The organism is Actinokineospora fastidiosa (assembly GCF_014648415.1).
In the GTDB taxonomy this organism is placed as follows: domain Bacteria; phylum Actinomycetota; class Actinomycetes; order Mycobacteriales; family Pseudonocardiaceae; genus Actinokineospora; species Actinokineospora fastidiosa.
Genome location: NZ_BMRB01000009.1, coordinates 51,447 through 68,120, shown reverse-complemented (window position 1 = coordinate 68,120; position 16,674 = coordinate 51,447). Strand labels below are relative to the sequence as shown.

18 protein-coding genes are annotated in these 16,674 nt (G+C 73.2%); 6 read left to right on the top strand and 12 right to left on the bottom strand.

Features of this window, described 5'->3' with window-relative positions:
- Positions 1-149: 149 nt before the first annotated feature.
- Positions 150-1,715 (bottom strand): glycosyltransferase, encoded by a 1,566-nt coding sequence (locus IEY98_RS32950; RefSeq protein WP_229787734.1) that lies wholly within the window; start codon positions 1,713-1,715, stop codon positions 150-152.
- Positions 1,712-2,122 carry a DUF6653 family protein gene (locus IEY98_RS29915; protein WP_229787732.1) on the bottom strand — a complete coding sequence of 137 codons (411 nt, stop codon included), beginning with the start codon at positions 2,120-2,122 and terminating at the stop codon, positions 1,712-1,714. Before IEY98_RS29915 ends, IEY98_RS32950 begins: the two co-directional genes overlap by 4 nt.
- 71 nt (positions 2,123-2,193) lie before the next feature.
- On the opposite strand from IEY98_RS29915, the gene IEY98_RS29910 reads away from it, so the two are divergent.
- Both IEY98_RS29910 and IEY98_RS29905 read left to right on the top strand, forming a co-directional pair.
- A complete protein-coding gene (locus IEY98_RS29910; RefSeq protein ID WP_189214036.1) occupies positions 2,194-2,643 on the top strand; it encodes a GbsR/MarR family transcriptional regulator in 450 nt (149 codons plus the stop codon).
- 49 nt (positions 2,644-2,692) lie between these two features.
- Positions 2,693-2,974, top strand: coding sequence for a hypothetical protein (locus IEY98_RS29905; RefSeq protein WP_189214035.1), 282 nt, complete (start codon positions 2,693-2,695; stop codon positions 2,972-2,974).
- Here IEY98_RS29905 and IEY98_RS29900 read toward each other — a convergent pair.
- The 5 genes from IEY98_RS29900 to IEY98_RS29880 all read right to left on the bottom strand — a co-directional run bounded on the left by IEY98_RS29900 (position 2,956) and on the right by IEY98_RS29880 (position 7,893).
- Positions 2,956-3,693: a class I SAM-dependent DNA methyltransferase gene (locus IEY98_RS29900; protein WP_189214034.1), complete on the bottom strand. Its 738-nt coding sequence runs from the start codon at positions 3,691-3,693 to the stop codon at positions 2,956-2,958. The genes IEY98_RS29905 and IEY98_RS29900 overlap by 19 nt on opposite strands.
- Positions 3,694-3,838: 145 nt before the next feature.
- Positions 3,839-4,126, bottom strand: a complete 288-nt coding sequence (locus IEY98_RS29895; protein ID WP_189214033.1) for a hypothetical protein — start codon at positions 4,124-4,126, stop codon at positions 3,839-3,841.
- A 261-nt stretch (positions 4,127-4,387) separates the two neighbouring features.
- Complete coding sequence (locus IEY98_RS29890; RefSeq protein ID WP_189214032.1) at positions 4,388-4,702, bottom strand: DUF3040 domain-containing protein; 315 nt, start codon at positions 4,700-4,702, stop codon at positions 4,388-4,390.
- 54 nt (positions 4,703-4,756) lie between these two features.
- Positions 4,757-7,255: an alpha/beta hydrolase domain-containing protein gene (locus IEY98_RS29885; RefSeq protein WP_189214031.1), complete on the bottom strand. Its 2,499-nt coding sequence runs from the start codon at positions 7,253-7,255 to the stop codon at positions 4,757-4,759.
- Between the two features lie 86 nt (positions 7,256-7,341).
- Complete coding sequence (locus IEY98_RS29880) at positions 7,342-7,893, bottom strand: QsdR family transcriptional regulator (RefSeq protein ID WP_189214030.1); 552 nt, start codon at positions 7,891-7,893, stop codon at positions 7,342-7,344.
- Between the two features lie 84 nt (positions 7,894-7,977).
- Here IEY98_RS29880 and IEY98_RS29875 point away from each other — a divergent pair, with 84 nt between their 5' ends.
- On the top strand, positions 7,978-8,583 hold the full coding sequence (locus IEY98_RS29875; RefSeq protein WP_229787730.1) for a class F sortase: 606 nt from the start codon (positions 7,978-7,980) through the stop codon (positions 8,581-8,583).
- 76 nt (positions 8,584-8,659) lie between these two features.
- Here the strand turns inward: IEY98_RS29875 and IEY98_RS29870 are convergent, their stop codons facing one another.
- Both IEY98_RS29870 and IEY98_RS29865 read right to left on the bottom strand, forming a co-directional pair.
- On the bottom strand, positions 8,660-8,980 hold the full coding sequence (locus IEY98_RS29870) for a hypothetical protein (RefSeq protein ID WP_189214126.1): 321 nt from the start codon (positions 8,978-8,980) through the stop codon (positions 8,660-8,662).
- A 289-nt stretch (positions 8,981-9,269) separates the two neighbouring features.
- On the bottom strand, positions 9,270-10,265 hold the full coding sequence (locus tag IEY98_RS29865) for a hypothetical protein (protein ID WP_189214029.1): 996 nt from the start codon (positions 10,263-10,265) through the stop codon (positions 9,270-9,272).
- Positions 10,266-10,491: 226 nt separating this feature from the next.
- Here IEY98_RS29865 and IEY98_RS29860 point away from each other — a divergent pair, with 226 nt between their 5' ends.
- Complete coding sequence (locus IEY98_RS29860; RefSeq protein ID WP_189214028.1) at positions 10,492-11,454, top strand: DNA polymerase domain-containing protein; 963 nt, start codon at positions 10,492-10,494, stop codon at positions 11,452-11,454.
- Positions 11,455-11,457: 3 nt separating this feature from the next.
- Here the strand turns inward: IEY98_RS29860 and IEY98_RS29855 are convergent, their stop codons facing one another.
- On the bottom strand, positions 11,458-12,657 hold the full coding sequence (locus tag IEY98_RS29855; protein ID WP_189214027.1) for an FAD-dependent monooxygenase: 1,200 nt from the start codon (positions 12,655-12,657) through the stop codon (positions 11,458-11,460).
- Between the two features lie 77 nt (positions 12,658-12,734).
- On the opposite strand from IEY98_RS29855, the gene IEY98_RS29850 reads away from it, so the two are divergent.
- On the top strand, positions 12,735-13,259 hold the full coding sequence (locus tag IEY98_RS29850) for a TetR/AcrR family transcriptional regulator (RefSeq protein ID WP_189214026.1): 525 nt from the start codon (positions 12,735-12,737) through the stop codon (positions 13,257-13,259).
- Between the two features lie 650 nt (positions 13,260-13,909).
- Here IEY98_RS29850 and IEY98_RS29845 read toward each other — a convergent pair.
- Entirely contained in the window at positions 13,910-14,335 is a 426-nt protein-coding gene (locus IEY98_RS29845) for a DUF6194 family protein (RefSeq protein ID WP_189214025.1), read from the bottom strand.
- A gap of 98 nt (positions 14,336-14,433) precedes the next feature.
- On the opposite strand from IEY98_RS29845, the gene IEY98_RS29840 reads away from it, so the two are divergent.
- Positions 14,434-15,120 carry a MerR family transcriptional regulator gene (locus IEY98_RS29840; protein WP_229787728.1) on the top strand — a complete coding sequence of 229 codons (687 nt, stop codon included), beginning with the start codon at positions 14,434-14,436 and terminating at the stop codon, positions 15,118-15,120.
- Between the two features lie 55 nt (positions 15,121-15,175).
- Here the strand turns inward: IEY98_RS29840 and IEY98_RS29835 are convergent, their stop codons facing one another.
- Positions 15,176-16,639, bottom strand: coding sequence for a S8 family serine peptidase (locus IEY98_RS29835; protein WP_189214024.1), 1,464 nt, complete (start codon positions 16,637-16,639; stop codon positions 15,176-15,178).
- Positions 16,640-16,674: the final 35 nt, after the last annotated feature.

Sequence of the window (16,674 nt, the reverse complement as noted above, 5' to 3'; positions counted from 1 at the left end):
CCCACATCGCGCGGCCGCGGACGATGGCCTCCAGACGAGGCCACAGGTCGCCCGTGATCAGCGATGGCGCCTGGGGCCGCTGGCGGAATCGCTGGCTACTCGTAAGCGGCCCCGGCGACCTCGCACGCCGCCCGCACCGCAGGCGCCCGTCACCGCCGGACGATCGCCTCCAGCCGGGCCACGGCCGTCTCGACGCCGCGCTCGGCGCGCACCCGCGCGCCCAGTTCGGCAGCCCGGTCCGCCACCTCCGCTGACAGGGCGTGCTCGATCGCGGCGGCGAGGCGATCGGCGTCGAGCGCGCGCTGATCGATCGGGGCGGGCGCGACGCCGAGCCGGTGCAGTCGCCTGCCCCAGAACGGCTGGTCGCCGACGAACGGGCAGACCACCTGCGGCCGCCCCGCCGCGGCCGCCGCGGCGACCGTGCCCGCCCCGCCGTGGTGCACCACCGCCGCGACCCGGGGGAACAACCGGTCGAACGGCGCCTCGCCCACCGCGAACACATCCGGCCCCTGTTCGGCGGCGAGCCCGCCCCACCCCGTGCCCAACACCACCCGGACACCGACGGCCCGAGCCGCCCGCACCACCGTCGCCGTGGTGGCCGCCGGATCCGGCCCGGACATGCTCCCGAACCCGACGAACACCGGCGGCGCCCCCGCGTCCAGGAACGCCGCCAACTCCGCCGACAACCCCCTCCCCGACGACGCCACCCCAGGCGGCAACGCACCCCCCGACGGCAACGCCCCGCCCGGCCCCTGCCCCGCCTCCGACAACGACCCCGCCCCAACCGGCCACCCACCCTCGGACAACCGCTCCACCTCCGACGACGACCCGGCCCCGACCTGCGCCCCGGACAACCGCCCCGCCTCCGACGGCAACCCGGCCCCGGCCAGCGGCACACCCCCGGATGACCGCCCCGCCTCGGGCGGCAACCCCGCCCCGACCGGCGGCACACCGTCTGTCGGCAGCCCCACCTCCGGCGGCACCCCCTCCGCCACCGACCCATCCCTCCCCGACGGCGAATCCAGGAACCAGTACCCCGTGACCTCCGCACTCGGCGGCCAGTCGGCGGGGCGGGGCAGGATGTGGCGGCTGACGGCGTGCAGCACCGGGGTGGGCGAACCGTCCGGGGCGCGCAGCGGGTCGTGCCTGCCTGGGCGGCGGGACAGGCCGATGCCTTCCCGCCACCGGTCCACCGTGCGGGCGAAGGCCAGCGCCGGGCCCTTCATCCCCAGGTACGACGCCCGGTTGAGCGAGCCCGGCAACCAGGCGGGCAGCGCCTGCCCCGGCCACGGGAACTCCCGCGTCGGCACGAACATCGGGATCGGCAGGCCCAGCACGGCGGGCCTGCCCAGCCGTTCGGCCACGTGCTGGCCCGCGATCACCTGCCCGTTGTGCACCACCACGTCCGCGCCCTGCGACGCGACCGTCCAGCAGTCGTCCAGCACCTGGCCGAACAGCGCGGGCAGCCGCCGGGCGAGGGCGATCCGCGCCCGGAGGCCGCCCGAGGCGACCTCGCCGAGCACGCCGGCGTCCAGCAGCCGCAGCGGCCCGTCGTCGATGCCCGCGAACGCCACGCCCGCCCCGCCCACCAGATCGGCGAAACGGTGCGGCGCGGCGACCACCGCGTCGTGCCCCGCCTCGGCCAGCCCCCGCGCCAACGCCACGAACGGCTGGACGTCGCCGCGCGTGCCCAGGGTCATGATCAGCGCCTTCACCGGGTCACCGCCTCGTGATGGCGGACCATGAGCTCCCAGTACGCCATCAGCAACCCCATCTGGACCGCCATCGCCCCCGCCGCGAGCGCGGGACGCCTGCGCCACGCGCCCGCCGCGGCCAGCACGCCCGCGAGGGTCGCCGCCGCGTTGACCGCCATGGCCGCGTCCCGGGGCCGTTCGCCGATCCAGTGCTCCTCGCCCAGCATCGCCCGCGACGCCCACGCCGTGGTGTCGCGGGGCTTGCCGAACACGACCGGGTTCAGCGCGAACCAGGCCCCCACGACCGCTGCGTCGCGCCACCGCCGGGTCCAGAACGGAAGCAGCGTCAACGGCGTGGTCGCCCACCTGGACCACGCGCTCAGCGGATGGCAGTGCCGGGCGAACACCCACCTCTTCACCGACGTCATGTCGCCCACCCTACGCAATCTTCTGAAACTTCCGAAGATTCGAGCGAGTTAGGATTCCGTCAAGGAGGACGATGAGCGAGCACACCGAGGCCGCCGAGCGGCTGGCCCTCACCCTGACCCGCGGCGGGCTGCAGCGGATGACGGCGCGCACGCTGGCGATGCTGCTGTTCAGCGAGAACGAGACGACCACGGCGGGCGAGCTCGCCGACGCGCTCGCCGCCAGCCCCGGCTCGGTGTCGACCGCGATCAAGGCGCTCGCCTCCTTGGGCCTCATCGAACGCGTGCCCCGGCCCGGCAGCCGCCGCGAGCACTTCCGGTTCCCGGACGAGGGCTGGGCGCGGCTCATGTCCGCGCAGAACACGGTGGTCCAGCAGATGTGGGAGGCCGCCGAGACGGGCATCCGCACCGCGGGCGCGGACAGCCCGGCGGGCAGGCGGCTGGCCGACATGCGCGACTTCTACGCCCACCTGATGCGCGAGCTGCCCGCCGTCATCGACCGCTGGCGCGCGACACGCGCATAACCCCTCGCTCCCGGGTAACCACCACCACCCGTCCCGACGAGGAGGTCCGATGACCGACCGCATCCGCTCCGAGCAGCAGGAGTCCCTCGACCCCGCCCCGAGCCCGAGGCGTGAGGACCGCACCGGCCCGTCCCCGCAGTTCACCGACCCGGACGGCGGCGGCGCGCCGTCGGACACCGAGGCCACCGAGATCGCCGAGGACGCGGGCCGCGAGGAGTCCGCGGGCCCGGAGGACCAGGCGATGCGGATCGAGGAGGACCCCGACGCCAGCGGCCGCACCGGCGACGCGTCCTCCGGCTACCTGGACGACGGTCAGGCGTCGAGCTCGTAGACGCTGACGTGCCGCCAGCTGTCGGCGGTGAACGGCTCGCGGTTCCAACCGCCCCAGCGGTGGCGCAGCCGCAGGCCCGCGATCCGGGCCATCAGGTCGAACTCCGGCGGGTGGGCCAGGCGCAGCCGGATCGGGCTGAATCGGGGCCCGTCGGTGTCCAGATGGACGTGGTTGACATCGAGGATCTGCGAGACCGGGTCGTAGCGGCAGACGCCGAACTGGATGTGGTCGACGTCGAAGTCCTCCACGTCGATGAACTGCCGCTCGCGCCGGGCAGGCGCGGTCGGCACCCGGCACTCCAGGACGAACACGCCGTCCGGGTTCAGGTGGCGCGCGGCGTTGGCGAAGCAGCGGACCTGCCCGTCCTGGGTGAGCAGGTTCCCGATCGTGTTGAACACCAGGTACACCAGGCCGTACCGCTTGCCGGTGCCGACCTCGGACATGTCGCCCATGGTGACCTCGACGGCGTCGCCGCCCGGCTTCGCGCGCATCCGCGCGACCATCGCCGAGGACTGCTCGATGCCGTCGACCCGCACGCCCGCGGCCCGCAGCGGCAGAGCGATCCGCCCGGTGCCGACGGCGAATTCGAGCGCGTCGCGCCCAGCCGCCATTCCGGCGAGGAACCGCACCGTTTCCGCCTCGTCGCCGCGCACGCTGCTCGCGTCGTACCCGACGGCGTCCTTCTCCCCGAAACTCGTCCTCGGATCGAAACCGCGCACTCGTCGTCCCCTTTCGGCGGGTGATCGACTCCGACCCTAGGCACACCGCGGACGGCAGTGCCACCGAGTTAATTCCGCCAGCACGCCGAGCACCCCGCGGACCTGCTGGTCCACGGGGTGCTCGGTCGCCGATCGGAGGATGAGATCAGTCGCTGATCTCGTCACCGGTCCAGATGGTGCCCTCGACGCAGCGGTCGAACTCAGTCGGGTTGAGGATGTTCGCCGCCACGGCGACCAGGCCCACCGCGATGTTGTTGTTCGTCAGGCAGATCGGGACGTTGACGTTCTCCAGGACCTCGGTGTCGTCGACGTTGATCAGACCGACCTGCTCGGCGTCGTCCCCGTTGTCGTCGTGGCCACCGGCGGACGCGATGCCGCCGATCATCATCAGGCCAGCCACGGCCGATGTGACGAATCCAGCCTTCTTCAGCACTGCACTAGCTCCTTACACTTCTATGATGATCACCAACGGAGCACCTTGACAGATCACGATGTCCGCAGCGGAAAGCTACTCGATGACGGCCGGACATTTCCGTCCACAATCGCCAATCGGGTGAGAATGTCACCTGTACGAGTCAATAGCGCCTTTTATGGCGAACCGAGCGGAATCAGAACCGCGTGCGGATCACCCGATCGCGTCGGCCAGGCGACTTGCGCGGCGGGACGATCGGGGTCGACTGAGCACAGTGGACGGTCAGGCCACGGGCGGGGCCGCGCCCCACGACTGGCCCGCGCTCGCCACGCCCGAGCGCGGGCGCGGGGACGGGGCGAGCAGGGCCGTCGTCGCGCCCGCCATCGAGCACACCACCAGCAGCGGGGCGTCGGCGAACAGCCCGACGACGGCCATCAGGGCCGCGAGCACCACCAGCACCATCCGGCTGCCGTGGTCGGGTGAGGGCACGGGGGCGGTCTGGAACGCGGCGACGACCTCGGGAGCCTCCTCGAGCAGGTGCCGCTCGATGTCGTCCAGCCTGCGCTGTTCGTGCCTGTTCAGTCCTCGGAAGTCCACGGCACACCACCTTCGCCCACCGGTCTATCCGGTTATTGACGTGCCCGCTGGGCGTCAGGGCGAAACCACCCTCGCGTGGTCGCTGAACTGCACGGTGACGCCGTGGGCGTCCGACGGCCAGGTGGGAACGTTCACCGTCCGCGTCCGGGCCTCCCCGCGCGGGGTCTGGGCGACCGCGACCGTGCCGTCGGCCTGCGGCGACGCGGGGATGTGCAGGTCGGCGGCGGTGAGGAAGGGCAGCGAGCCGAACGGGTGCGGCGGGGCCGCCAGGTCGGTGACGCCGTCGCAGCCGTCGTCGAAGGCGAAGGCCGCGATGACCTGCCGCACGGGCGGCGCATGTGCAGGGGTCAGCACGTCCACCCCGCCGATCCGCAGCCGGTCAGCGCCCGCCCACCACTCCCGGTTGCGGGTGACGGTGACGGCGGTGTGGCCCGCGCAGCGGTCCACGTGGTCGCCGATCCCGCCGGGGCCGGACACCGGCAGCCGCACGAACCGGTCGTCGCGCTCGAACGGCTCGAAGTAGAAGTGGTGGACCGGCAGTCCCGGGCGCACGAGCGCCAGCTCGTAGTGCTCGCGCCCGTTGACCCGCAGCGGCCCGAACGACCCGTCCGCCGCCAGCGCGACGGCGTGGCGCCGGTGCTCGCGCGCGCCGGTGCGCGGGTCGACCCGCCACACCTCCAGCGTCCCGGCGACCCCGCTGTTCTGCGGGAACAACACCGCCCGGCCCGCGATCACAACCCGTCCCGGCGGCTCGGGCAGCACGGCGGTGGTGACGGGCGCGTGACCGGCGAGGAAAGCGTGGATGTGCCCGAAGCTCTCCGCCGACGTCGTTGTCTCGGTGTGCCCGAGGTGGGTCAAGCGCACGTTGACCGCACCGCCGATCGAGCCGCCGGGCTGGAGGTTGCCCCACAGGGCCAGCGTCGGGACGCCGCCCGGCGGCGCCGCGCTCGACCGGCCGTCGACGTTGACGTACCGGCGCACGGTCGCCGCGCGGGCAGGGTCGGCGAGGTAGGCGTGCATGACCGTCGTGCCCCGGGAGTGGGCGACGACGTCCACCTTCTCCGCCCCGGTCCGGGCGAGCACGGCGGCGATGTGCGCCCGCAGGCCGGACACGGCGTGGTCGTTCGTCGGGACGGTCGTGTCGTACTCGAACGCGGACAGCAGGTCGGGGTCGTGGCCGTTGACGGCGAACCGCTTGGCCTGGGACTGCCACTGCTGCGCCGACCCCTGCTGCCCGTGCACGAACACCACCGGAGCCTCCCGGTTCGCCCAGGCGTCCTCGGGCAGCAGGTACCCGGCCCGGATGTTCGCCCGGTCGGCGGCGACGACGGCCGCCGCGTAGCGGCCGGGGCTCGGGTAGAGGCGGGCCAGCAGCTCGTCGTCGAAGGGCTCGTGCGAGCCGAAGAGGAAGCAGAACGACTCGCCGCTGTTGTCCCCGGTGTTCAAGGCCGTCGGCGCCGCCACCTGGGACAGCCGGATGCCGCCCACGGCCAGCCCGAGCGCGTCGCGCCGCTTGGTCACCCCGTCGGCCTCGAACGCCAGCGGCGCGGCGACCGGCGGCCGGACGCCGCGCTCGACCCAGCGCCGCAGGTGGTCGTACGCGGCGGCGGTGACGTGGTGCATGGGCACGCGGCTGAACGGCGGCCGGTCGCAGTCGTACGTCGGCGCCCCGCCGAGGTCGCGCTCGGAGATCGGCGCCCGGTAGACCTGCCCCTCGTGGCCGGAGTGCGCCGCGCCCGCCACCTCCCAGCGGCGGAACCGGTCGGTGTCGGCCGGGCGGCGCGCCGAGCGGACGTCGGTCTCCGACAGCACCTGGAACACCGGCTCGGCGCCCCGCCGCGTCGGCGCGGGCCCGACCACGAACGCGTACCCGTCGAAGACCGGCTCCACCTGCGGGAGGACCTTGTCGTAGAGGACCGTCATGCGGGACGCGGACTGGGAGGCGCCCACGGCCAGCAGCGTCCGCGCGCCCAGCGCGTCGCCCACCGCGCGGCCCGCCTGGGCGAAGACGTCGTAGGACAGCTCGTCCCCGGTGAACCGGCCGCCGCCGGTCACGTCGAGGCCGCCGTAGCGGGCCGGGCTCCAGCCGCGCAGGTGGTCCACGCCCACGCGCTGGGCGGACACGCCGACCCAGGCGTGCCCGGCGCGGGTGACGGCCTCGGCGTTCCACAGCGCGTCCAGGTCGTACCCCGCGGTGACGTTCTGCCACTCGACCAGCGCGGTGCCGGTGAAGCGGCGCGGGTCCGCAGGCCTGCGCACGATGACCCGGGTCGTGAAGGGCACGTCGGTGGCCACCGGCGCGCCGTCGGTCGACCACCCGTCGGCGAGCCCGGAGAGGTGGAACTCCTCCTCGACGTATCCCGCCGCCCGCAGGTCGAACGGCGTGGAGAAGAACGGATACGTCTCGGCGATGTCGTCGGCGAGCCGGTCGCCGGGCACCGCGCCGGGCAGGGGGCCGCTCAGCCCGGGCGGGTCGGCCGCCGCGGCGGTCGCGGTGATCGGGAGCAGGACAAGGGCGCACACCGCGGCGGCCGCCCGTCGACACAGCGTCATGGGGTCTCCCTGGTTCGACGTGCGCCGAACGTAGCGACGGACGCGGGGCGGGGACCAGAACCCGGCGCGAGCGTGCGACGGCCGTCTCAGGGTGTCAGCAGGGCCCGCGCGGCGCGCTCGGCCAGCGCGGGGTCCACGCCGCGGCTGCCGAACAGCTCCGCGTACAGCGCGGACTCGACGATCCGGACGTAGAGGAAGGCCAGCTGGTCGAGCTGGTCGGCGGGCCACGCGCCCGCCTCGGCGAGGATCTCCCGCTGCGCGGCCACGGCGCGCGCGTGCACCCCGCCCGCCGCGTTGAACAGCACGCGCGCCGCGGTCTCCGGCTCGGCCAGCAGGAACGCCCGGAAGGGGCCCGCGGCGCGCAGCTGCGCGGTGAACAGCCGGGTCACCTCCAGGACCCCGTCGACCCCGCCGCGCAGGCGGGAGCGGCGGGCCGTGGTCAGCAGCCGGTCGCCGAGGCGCCAGAGCACGTCCCCGAGCAGGCCGTCGCGGGTGTGCACGACCCGGTAGAGGGTGGCCCTGCTGATCGCCAGGCTCGCCGCCAGCCGGTCCATCTCCACGGTCGCGTTCCGCAGGAAGAACCGGCAGGCGCCGACGACGACGCGCTCGTGGTCGACCACCCGGCGCGGCCCGGTCATCCTCGGTCCTCCTGCCTACTCGGTCGGGGCGCCCATGGTAGCGGTGATTTGCCGGTCGACCAGCGGATCCTTACCCTGGCTCCCGTGCTGCCGCGTCGAGTCTGCTGTGGAGCGTCGGTCATCGCCGTGCTGGTGGCCGCGACGGCATCGGGCGTCGCCCCGAGGCCGGAGCCGGTGGTGGCTGCGCCGGTCCCGTGGACCGAGCCCGCGCCCGCCATCGCGGTGAAGGCGCGCCCCGAGGTCGCCGTGCCCGCCGAGGTCCGCTTCCCGCGCCTGGGGATCAGCTCCTCCCTCGTCCACCTTGGACTGCAGCCGGACGGCCACGTCGAGGTGCCGCCGCTGCGGACCCCGGGCCAGGCGGGCTGGTACGCCCTCGGCGCGCGGCCCGGCGAGGTCGGCGCTGCGGTGATCCTCGGGCACGTGAACGCCTACCGGCGGGCGGGGGTGTTCCTGCGGCTCGCCGAGGCGCGGCCCGGCGACGAGATCGTGGTGACGACCGAGGAGCGCGAATCGCTGCGGTTCGTCGTCCGCGAGGTGGAGACGGTGGCGAAGGACCGGTTCCCGTCCACCCGCGTGTACGGGCCGACGAAACGGCCGGAACTGCGGCTGGTCACCTGCGGCGGGGCATTCGACCCGGCGAACGGCCGCTATCTGTCCAATGTGATCGTCTACGCGGTTCTGGTCCCCTGAAAAGGGAAAAGCCCCCCGGGCTCGGCGTGGCCACGAGCCCGGGGGGCGCTCACCCGCTTCCGCAGCGGGCGGGCGGTCAGTCGGAGACCTCGTCACCGGTCCAGATCGTGCCCTCGACACAGCGGTCGAACTCGGTCGGGTTCAGCAGGTTCGCCGCGACGGCGACCAGGCCCACCGCGATGTTGTTGTTGGTCGCGCAGATCGGGATGTTGACGTTCTCCAGGATGTCGACGTCGTCGACGTTCACCAGGCCGACCTGCTCGATGTTGTCGTCGCGGTCGATGGTGCTCGGGCCGTCCCAGTCGTCGTCGCACATGCCCGGGCAGGCGAACGCGGTCCCGCCGATCATCATGAGTCCCGCGACAGCGGACGTGACGATTCCAGCTTTCTTCAGCACTGCTCCAGCTCCTTAGCCTATGGATGATCATCAGCGAACCGGTTGACGCATGAGGGGTCCGCATGGGGAAACCTACTCGAATCCGACCGCGCTTCTCCGTCCACAATCGCCGATCGAGTGAGAACGTCACCCGGTCGAGTTGATCCCCGAGCCGATCCCTGCGCAGAGCGATCAACAACGGGCGTTGAACACCGTGTCGAGATCGAAAATCAACCAATCGTGGCGGCCAGTTGGCTTGCTCGGCCGGACCACCGGGGAAATCCGACACGCTGGCGAACGTTTCGAGGTGTCATGCGGCGACTGTCCGGTGTAGAACGTCCGCGTTGCGCTTGACGATGACAAAGTCCAGAACGCGACCGACCGAATCCGCTATCCACGAAAGGCGATACGTGAGAACTCGCCGACTTTTCGCCGCTCTCGGCGTTCTGGCCGCGCTCGCCATGGTCAGCACACTGCCCGCGTCCGCCACCGAGCCCGGCTGCGGCGTGGGGCCGTGTGACCCGCCATCGCAGTGCTCCGGACCGTGCGAGGCGGGCGATCCGCCGCAGCAGTGCTCGGGCCCGTGCGAGCCCGGCGACCCGCCGGGGCAGTGCTCCGGGCCGTGCGAGCCCGGCGACCCGCCGGGACAGTGCTCGGGACCGTGCGGGCCGCACGGGCCGTCGGAGCCGTGCGAGGGACAGTGCGAGAACCCCTCCCCGTGCGACCGGGAGTGCCAGCCGACCCCGTCGAACCCGCCCAACCCGTCGCAGCCGTGCCAGTGCACGACGACGACCACCCCCACCACGCACACCACGCCGGGGACCACCACGCCGGGAACGACGACTCCGGGCACCACCACGCACACGACGCCCGGCACCACCACCCACACCACGCCGGGCACCACCACGCACACCACCCCCAGCACGACCCACACGACGCCGGGCACCACGACGCCCAGCACGACCACGCACACCACTCCCAGCACCACCCACACCACCCCGAGCACCACCCACACCACCCCCAGCACGACGCACACCACCCCCAGCACGACGGTCTCGACGACGACGCCGTCGACCACCACGCCGGGGACCACGACTCCGGGGACCACGACCCCGGGAACCACCACTCCCGGCACCACCACGCCGGGCACGACCACCCCCGGCACCACGACCCCGGGCACCACCACCCCCGGGACGACCACGCCGGGCACGACCACGCCGGGGACCACCACCCCGGGCACGTCGACCACTGACACCACCCCGCCGGGCAACGGCAACGGCGGGAACGGCCACGGCAACGGGTCCATCGTCCCGCTCGGCGCGCCGGAGACCGGCGGCGGCGTGACGCCGTCCTCGTCGGCGCTCCCGTGGCTGGGCGTGCTCGCCCTGCTCGCGGGCATCGCGGGCGGCGGCATCTGGCTGGCCCGCATGCGGCGCGGCCAGGCCTAAGCGGCCGGTGAACGGGGGGAAGGGCGAGCCGCCCTTCCCCCCGTTCCGCGTGTCGGAGGGGTCCCGGGCGGGTAGCCCGCCTGCGTGGGAACCGGCGTCAGGGCCTGGTCGGAAGCCGACGCGGACGAACTCGCCGCGCTCGACCGGCTCGGCGCGACCGGGACGTGGGCCGTCGGCGGGCGGCGGCTGCGCCTGACCAACCTGGACAAGCAGTTGTTCCCCGGCGATCCACCGGTCACCAAGCGCGATTTCATCCGCTATCACGCGGTCGTCGCCCCTTATCTGCTGCCCTATGTGGAGGGCCGACCGGTCAACACCCACCGCTACCCCGACGGCGTCGACCGGCCCGGCTTCTGGCACAAGGAGGTCCCCGACCACGCGCCGGACTGGCTGACCCGCTGGCACAACACCGAGGCCGACGCGGACGAGACCCAGTGCTACGCCGTGCTCGACAGCGTCGCCGCCCTGGTCTGGATGGCCAACTTCGGCGCGATCGAGCTGCACCCGTGGACCTCCCGGCTGCCCGACGTCCACCAGCCGACCTGGGCGCTGATCGACATCGATCCGGGCGAGAGCACCACCTTCGCCGACATCCTCGACCTCGCCCGCCTCTACCGGGCCGGGCTGGCGCACCTGGGCGTCGACGGCATGCCGAAGGTCACCGGCCAGCGCGGCGTCCAGATCTGGGTCCCCATCCGCGCCGGTTACACCTTCGACGACACCCGCGAATGGGTCGGCAAGCTGTCCCGGGTGGTGGGGCGCGTCCGCCCGGAGCTGGTGAGCTGGCAGTGGTACCGCGACCGCCGCGGCGGCCTCGCCCGCCTCGACTACACGCAGAACGCGATCAACAAGACGCTCGTCGCCCCGTTCAGCGCCCGCCCGCGGCCGAACGCGCCGGTCTCGGTCCCGATCACCTGGGACGAGCTCGACGACCCCGACCTGCGCCCCGACCGCTGGACCATCCGCACGGTCGTCGACCGGCTGCGCGAGACCGGGGACCCGCTGGCCCCGCTCGTCGGCCGGGCCCAGGACCTGCCCGAGCTCTGAGGCTCAGACGCCGCTGAAGTCCTTGACCTCCATCGTGTCGTGCAGCCGCACGCCCTTGGTGTTGAGCCTGGCCAGCGCCCTGGCGATCGGGGTCGGCAGCGCGGCGACCAGGCGGGAGCCGTTGACCAGCGCCCACACGCCGAACCGGGACGTCGGCACCAGGCTCCTGGCCGCGCCGCGGGCGAAGGCGCGGCTGGCCCGCACCGGGTCGGCCATGGCGCGCTCGTAGGCGGGGAAGGCGCGCTCGGGGTCGCCGCCCGCCGCGGCCAGCTCGCCCGCCAGGGTGTAGGCGCCGAGGACGGCCAGGCTGGTGCTGCCGCCGACCGCGGGGCCGGGGCAGTAGCCCGCGTCGCCGACGAGGGTGACGCGGCCGCGGCTCCAGGTGTCCATGCGCAGTTGGGTGATGGAGTCGAAGTAGAAGGCGCCGCCCGCGTCGAGTTCGCCGAGCCAGCCGTCGACCATGGGGTCCATGCCCGCGAAGGCCGCCCGCAGCAGCGCCTTCTGGCGGTCGGTGTCGCGGTAGTGGTACTCCAGCGGGTCGGAGCGGAACAGGAACACCGCGCGGGCGTCGCCGCCGTGCCGGTCGCCGTAGACGCCGACGACGCGGTCGGGCCGGAAGTGGCCGGTGAAGACGCCGGGGTCGGCGTGGCGGCCGGGCATCGACAGGACGGCGAGGTAGGCGCCGATGAAGTCGGTGAAGTCCTTCTCGGGGCCGAACACGAGCGAGCGGACGTTCGAGTGCAGGCCGTCGGCGCCGATGACGATGTCGAACCGGCGGGGCGCGCCGCGCTCGAAGGCGACCGTGCCGTCGGGGTCGATGGCGGTGATGGAGTCGCCGAAGACGTACTCGACGTCATCGCGGGCGGCCCTGTAGTAGATCTCGCTCAGCTCGTCGCGCATGACCTCGACGTGGCGGTCGCTGATCGCGGTGAACACCTTGCCGATGTCGACGCCGACCGGCCGCGCCGAGCCCGGGCGGTGCACGACCATCCGGTCGATGCCGGTCGCCTTGGCCTGGATCTCGTCGAGCACCCCCATCCGCTCGGAGATGTCGATGGCGGGCGTGAACAGGTCGACCGCGTGGCCGCCCGCCTTGCGCAGCCGCTGCGCCCGCTCCACGACGGTCACCTCGAACCCGTACCTGACCAGCCAGTACGCCACCACCGGCCCGGCGATGCTGGCGCCGGAGACAAGCACTCGCATGGTTCCCCACTTACTTAACGGTCGGTAAGTTCCTGCCGTCACCTTACCAACCGTTAAGTCGATTACGCTCCCCCGTGATGACCAGCGACACCCGAACCCGCATCCAGGACGCGGCCCGCGAGCTCTTCGCCCGCAAGGGCGTCCAGCGCACCAGCCTCCAGGAGATCGCCGACAGCCTGGGCATCACCAAGCCCGCGCTGTACTACCACTTCGCCTCCCGGGAGGCGCTGGTCCGCAGCATCGTCCAGCCCCTGATCGACGAGGGCGAGGAGTTCGTCCGCGCGCAGGAGGCGGACCCCCCGACCCCCCGCGGACTCCTGGAGGGCTACTTCGACCTCCACTACCGCCACCGCAACGAGACGATCCTGCTGCTGACCGAGTCCAGCACCCTGGTCGAACTCGACCTCATCGACACGGTCCTCACCTGGCGCGGCCGCCTCGCCACCCTGCTGGTGGGCAACCACGCCGACCTGCAGGCCGCGACGAGGGCGGTGGTGGCCCTGGGCGGCCTCCAGGACTGCACCATCCACTTCCGCGACGTCCCCGCCGACGACCTCCGCGAGGCCGCCGTCACCGCCGCCCTGGCCGCTCTGGGCCACTGACCGCGCCAGCGAGCCACAGGACCGCCCCCGGTCGACCCAGCACGGCCCTGGGCGTCGAGAAGCTAGGTGGCAGCGAGGCCGCCACCACCGCCGGGAACCCGACTCGGGACAAGGCGCCCGGGAGCCGGTTGCCGGTCCCGTCTCTGACGGCGCTGACCTGGCAGCCAGCGGAGCGGGACAGCCACGCCAGGCCCCAACACAGCCGCCACGCCACCGACCAGCACCCACACCACCAGCACAACCCCCACGCCACCAACCAGCGCCCACCCCACCAGCACAACCGCCGCACCCCCAATCAGCACCCACACCACCAGCACAGCCGCCACGCGAACACGGCGACCTAGCCACCAGCGCGGCGGCCAGACCGCCAGCACGACGCCTAGATCCCTAGCGCGGGCGGCCTAGCCGCCAGCACAGCGCCCACACCCCCAGCGCGGGCGGCCCAGCTGCCAGCACAGCGCCCACACCCCCAGCGCGGGCGGCCCAGCTGCCAGCACAGCGCCACGCCCACAGCACGGCGGCCACACCCCCAGCGCAGCCGCCTGACTACCTAGGTGGCGGCCACACCCCCAGCACAGCGGCCTGGCCGTCGGTGCGCGGTCTGGCCGCTGCCCCTCCCCCAGGTGCTGGGCAGCGGGCCCGGCGGAGGGCTAGCGGTTCGGGGTCAGGCGGTTGCGGTGCTTGCGGGCGGCGAAGTCGTACGCCTCCTGGATCAACGGGCGCGCCTGCTCGAAGGTCCCCCTCGAAGGGTTCACCAGGCAGACCCAGTGTTGGGGGGCGTAGACGGGGTGCGGCATGACCTGGTCGTCCACCGTGTGGGTAACCGGGGCCGCTGCCGGGAACAGGGTGCGGAACGTCTGCTTCGTCAGGCCCAGGTTGAGGCGGAAGGCGCCCGGACGGTCGAGGTCGGACGCCTTGTCGTAACTGTCCCCGGTCACCACCGTGGCGAACGGGAAACGGCGGTTGTAGGGGACGTCGCCGTGGGGGTCGTAGATGAGGAACGTGTCGCCGGAGTTCTCCATCGCGATGACGCCGTCGAGGTCGAGGAGCTGCCTGATCACTTCCTGTTCGGTCACAGGTTCAATTGTCTCATTGACCTGCTGTTTGAGACTTTCTTCCGCGCTGACCACGCCCGAGTCCCGGCAAACCCTCAAGTGACCGTAGAATCCCACCCGTGCCCCGTCTCGTCGAGCTGGCCCGCATCGCCGGGGTCACGCCGCAGCAGGTCCGCAACTACCTCGACCAGGGGTTCCTGCCCCCGGCCGAGCGGGCGCCCAACGGCTACCGGGTCTTCACGCAGGCCCACGCCGACGCCCTCGTCACCACCCGCGCCCTCGCCGCGGGGCACGGCTGGGGCGCAGCGCGGGAGATCATGAACGCCGTCCACACCGGACAGACCGCCGTCGCGCTCGCCCTCGTCGACTCCGGTCACGCCGAACTCGCCCGCGAGCGCGCGCACATCGCCGCCGCCACCGCCGCCTTCGCCGAGGTGGCCGCCACCCCGACTCCGCCCACCCGGCCCGACGTGCGCATCGGCGACCTCGCCCGCGACATCGGCGTCAAGACCCCGGTCCTGCGCCAATGGGAGTCCCGCGGCCTCCTCGTCCCGTCCCGCGACCGCACCGGCTACCGCGTCTACGACCCCGCCGAGCAGCGCATCGCCCACCTCATCGCCGTCCTGCGCCGCGGCGACTACCCGTTCCCCATCATCGAGGCCGTCATCACGACCCTGCGCGCGACCGGCGACCCCACCCGCGCCCGCACCGAACTCGCCCGCCGCGACCGCGACGTCCACCACCAGAGCCTCGCCCGCCTCCGCGGGTCGGCCGCGCTCCTGTCCTATCTGGACTTGCGGAGATGAGAGGGCGGACGCCGTGGAAGCCCCGCCTCCCACGGCGTCCGCCAGGCAGCGGTCGTCAGCCCACCAGGGCGTTCACCGCCGCGACCGTGTCCACCAGGCCCGTGCCCTTGTCGAAGCTCGACGTGTACGCGCCCACCGGCTGGTAGGCCGCGCCGTCGGTGAACTTGTGGGCGGTGGACTTCAGGGCGGCCTCGACCTCCGCGGGGGTCGCGGTCGGGTCGGCCTGGAAGAGCTGGGCGACGATGCCCGCGATCTGCGGGGCCGCCATCGACGTCCCGCTGATCACGTTGTAGGTCCCGAGGTCCAGCAGCCCGGGCCCGTTCACCGGCTGCAGGCCGGTCGCGCAGATCGGCAGGTACAGCCTGCACGCCGAGACGATGTCCTCCCCCGGCGCGGAGATGTCCGGCCAGGTCGAGGTGTCGTTCGCCGCGCCGCGGGAGGAGAAGTCGGAGACCGCGCCGTCGCGCGTGCCGGTGCCCTGGTCGTTGTACGACGCCACGGACAGCACGCCCGGGGTCGGGTCCTGGCCGGGCGGGTTGGACAGGCTGGCCGAGCCGTCGCCGCCGTCGTTGCCGTTGGCCCACACCACGACCACGCCCTCGGCGACCAACGCGCGCTGCAGCTTCACCGTCGCCGACTCGGGGTCGAACTGGCCGCCGCCGACCGGGCCGTAGGAGTTGTTGATGACCTTGATCGGCGGGCACACCGACGCCGGGACGCCCGCCCCGCACGGCGCGGCGTGGTTCTCCAGCACCCAGTTCAGCGCCGAGTCCGCGCCCACGATCAGGATGACCGCGCCCGTGGAGATCGACACGATCTTGGCGTCCGGCGCCGAGCCGCCCACCACCGTGCCGTCGCCCAGCGTGTAGTCGCGGCCCGCGGCGATGCCGCTGACGTGCGTGCCGTGGCCGCCGACCGCCAGCGTGTCGGTGTCGATGACCGTCGGCAGGTCGATCACGCACGACGTCCCGGTGGTCGACCCGTCCAGGCAGACGCTCTTGAGGTTGCGCACCACCCGGGTCCGGCCGTCGTCGCCGCGGAACGCCGGGTGGGTCGGGTCGATGCCGGAGTCGATGACGGCCACGGTGACGCCGCTCCCCGCGAGCCTGCGCCCGTTCGCGCCGGTGAGCGTCTGCTGGGCCTGGCGCGACGTCGTCGCCGCCGTGCCCGAGCTGGCGAAGAACTCGATCGGGTCGTTGTTCTCCACATAGGTCACCCCGGGCAGCGCGCGCACGGCCGCGACCTGGGCCGCGGTGCCCCGCGCGACCTCCACGCCGATGCGCTCGAACGCGGTCACCCTGGTCATCCCCGCCTGCCGCACGGCGTCGGCGGCTGCCGCCGCGGACGTGCCGTGGACCAGGACGGTCATCGCCTGGCCGGGCAGCGCGGCGTCGAGGACCCCGGCCAGCGAGGCGGACACGCGCGCCAGCGGCCCGTCGGCGGCGGCCGGTGTGGACACGGCCAGTGCGGGGATGAGGGCGAGCGCGGCGATTCCGGCGCGCAGGCGTGGACCGGGCATGGGTGGGACCTCCAGCCGGGGAGCTGACTGTGACA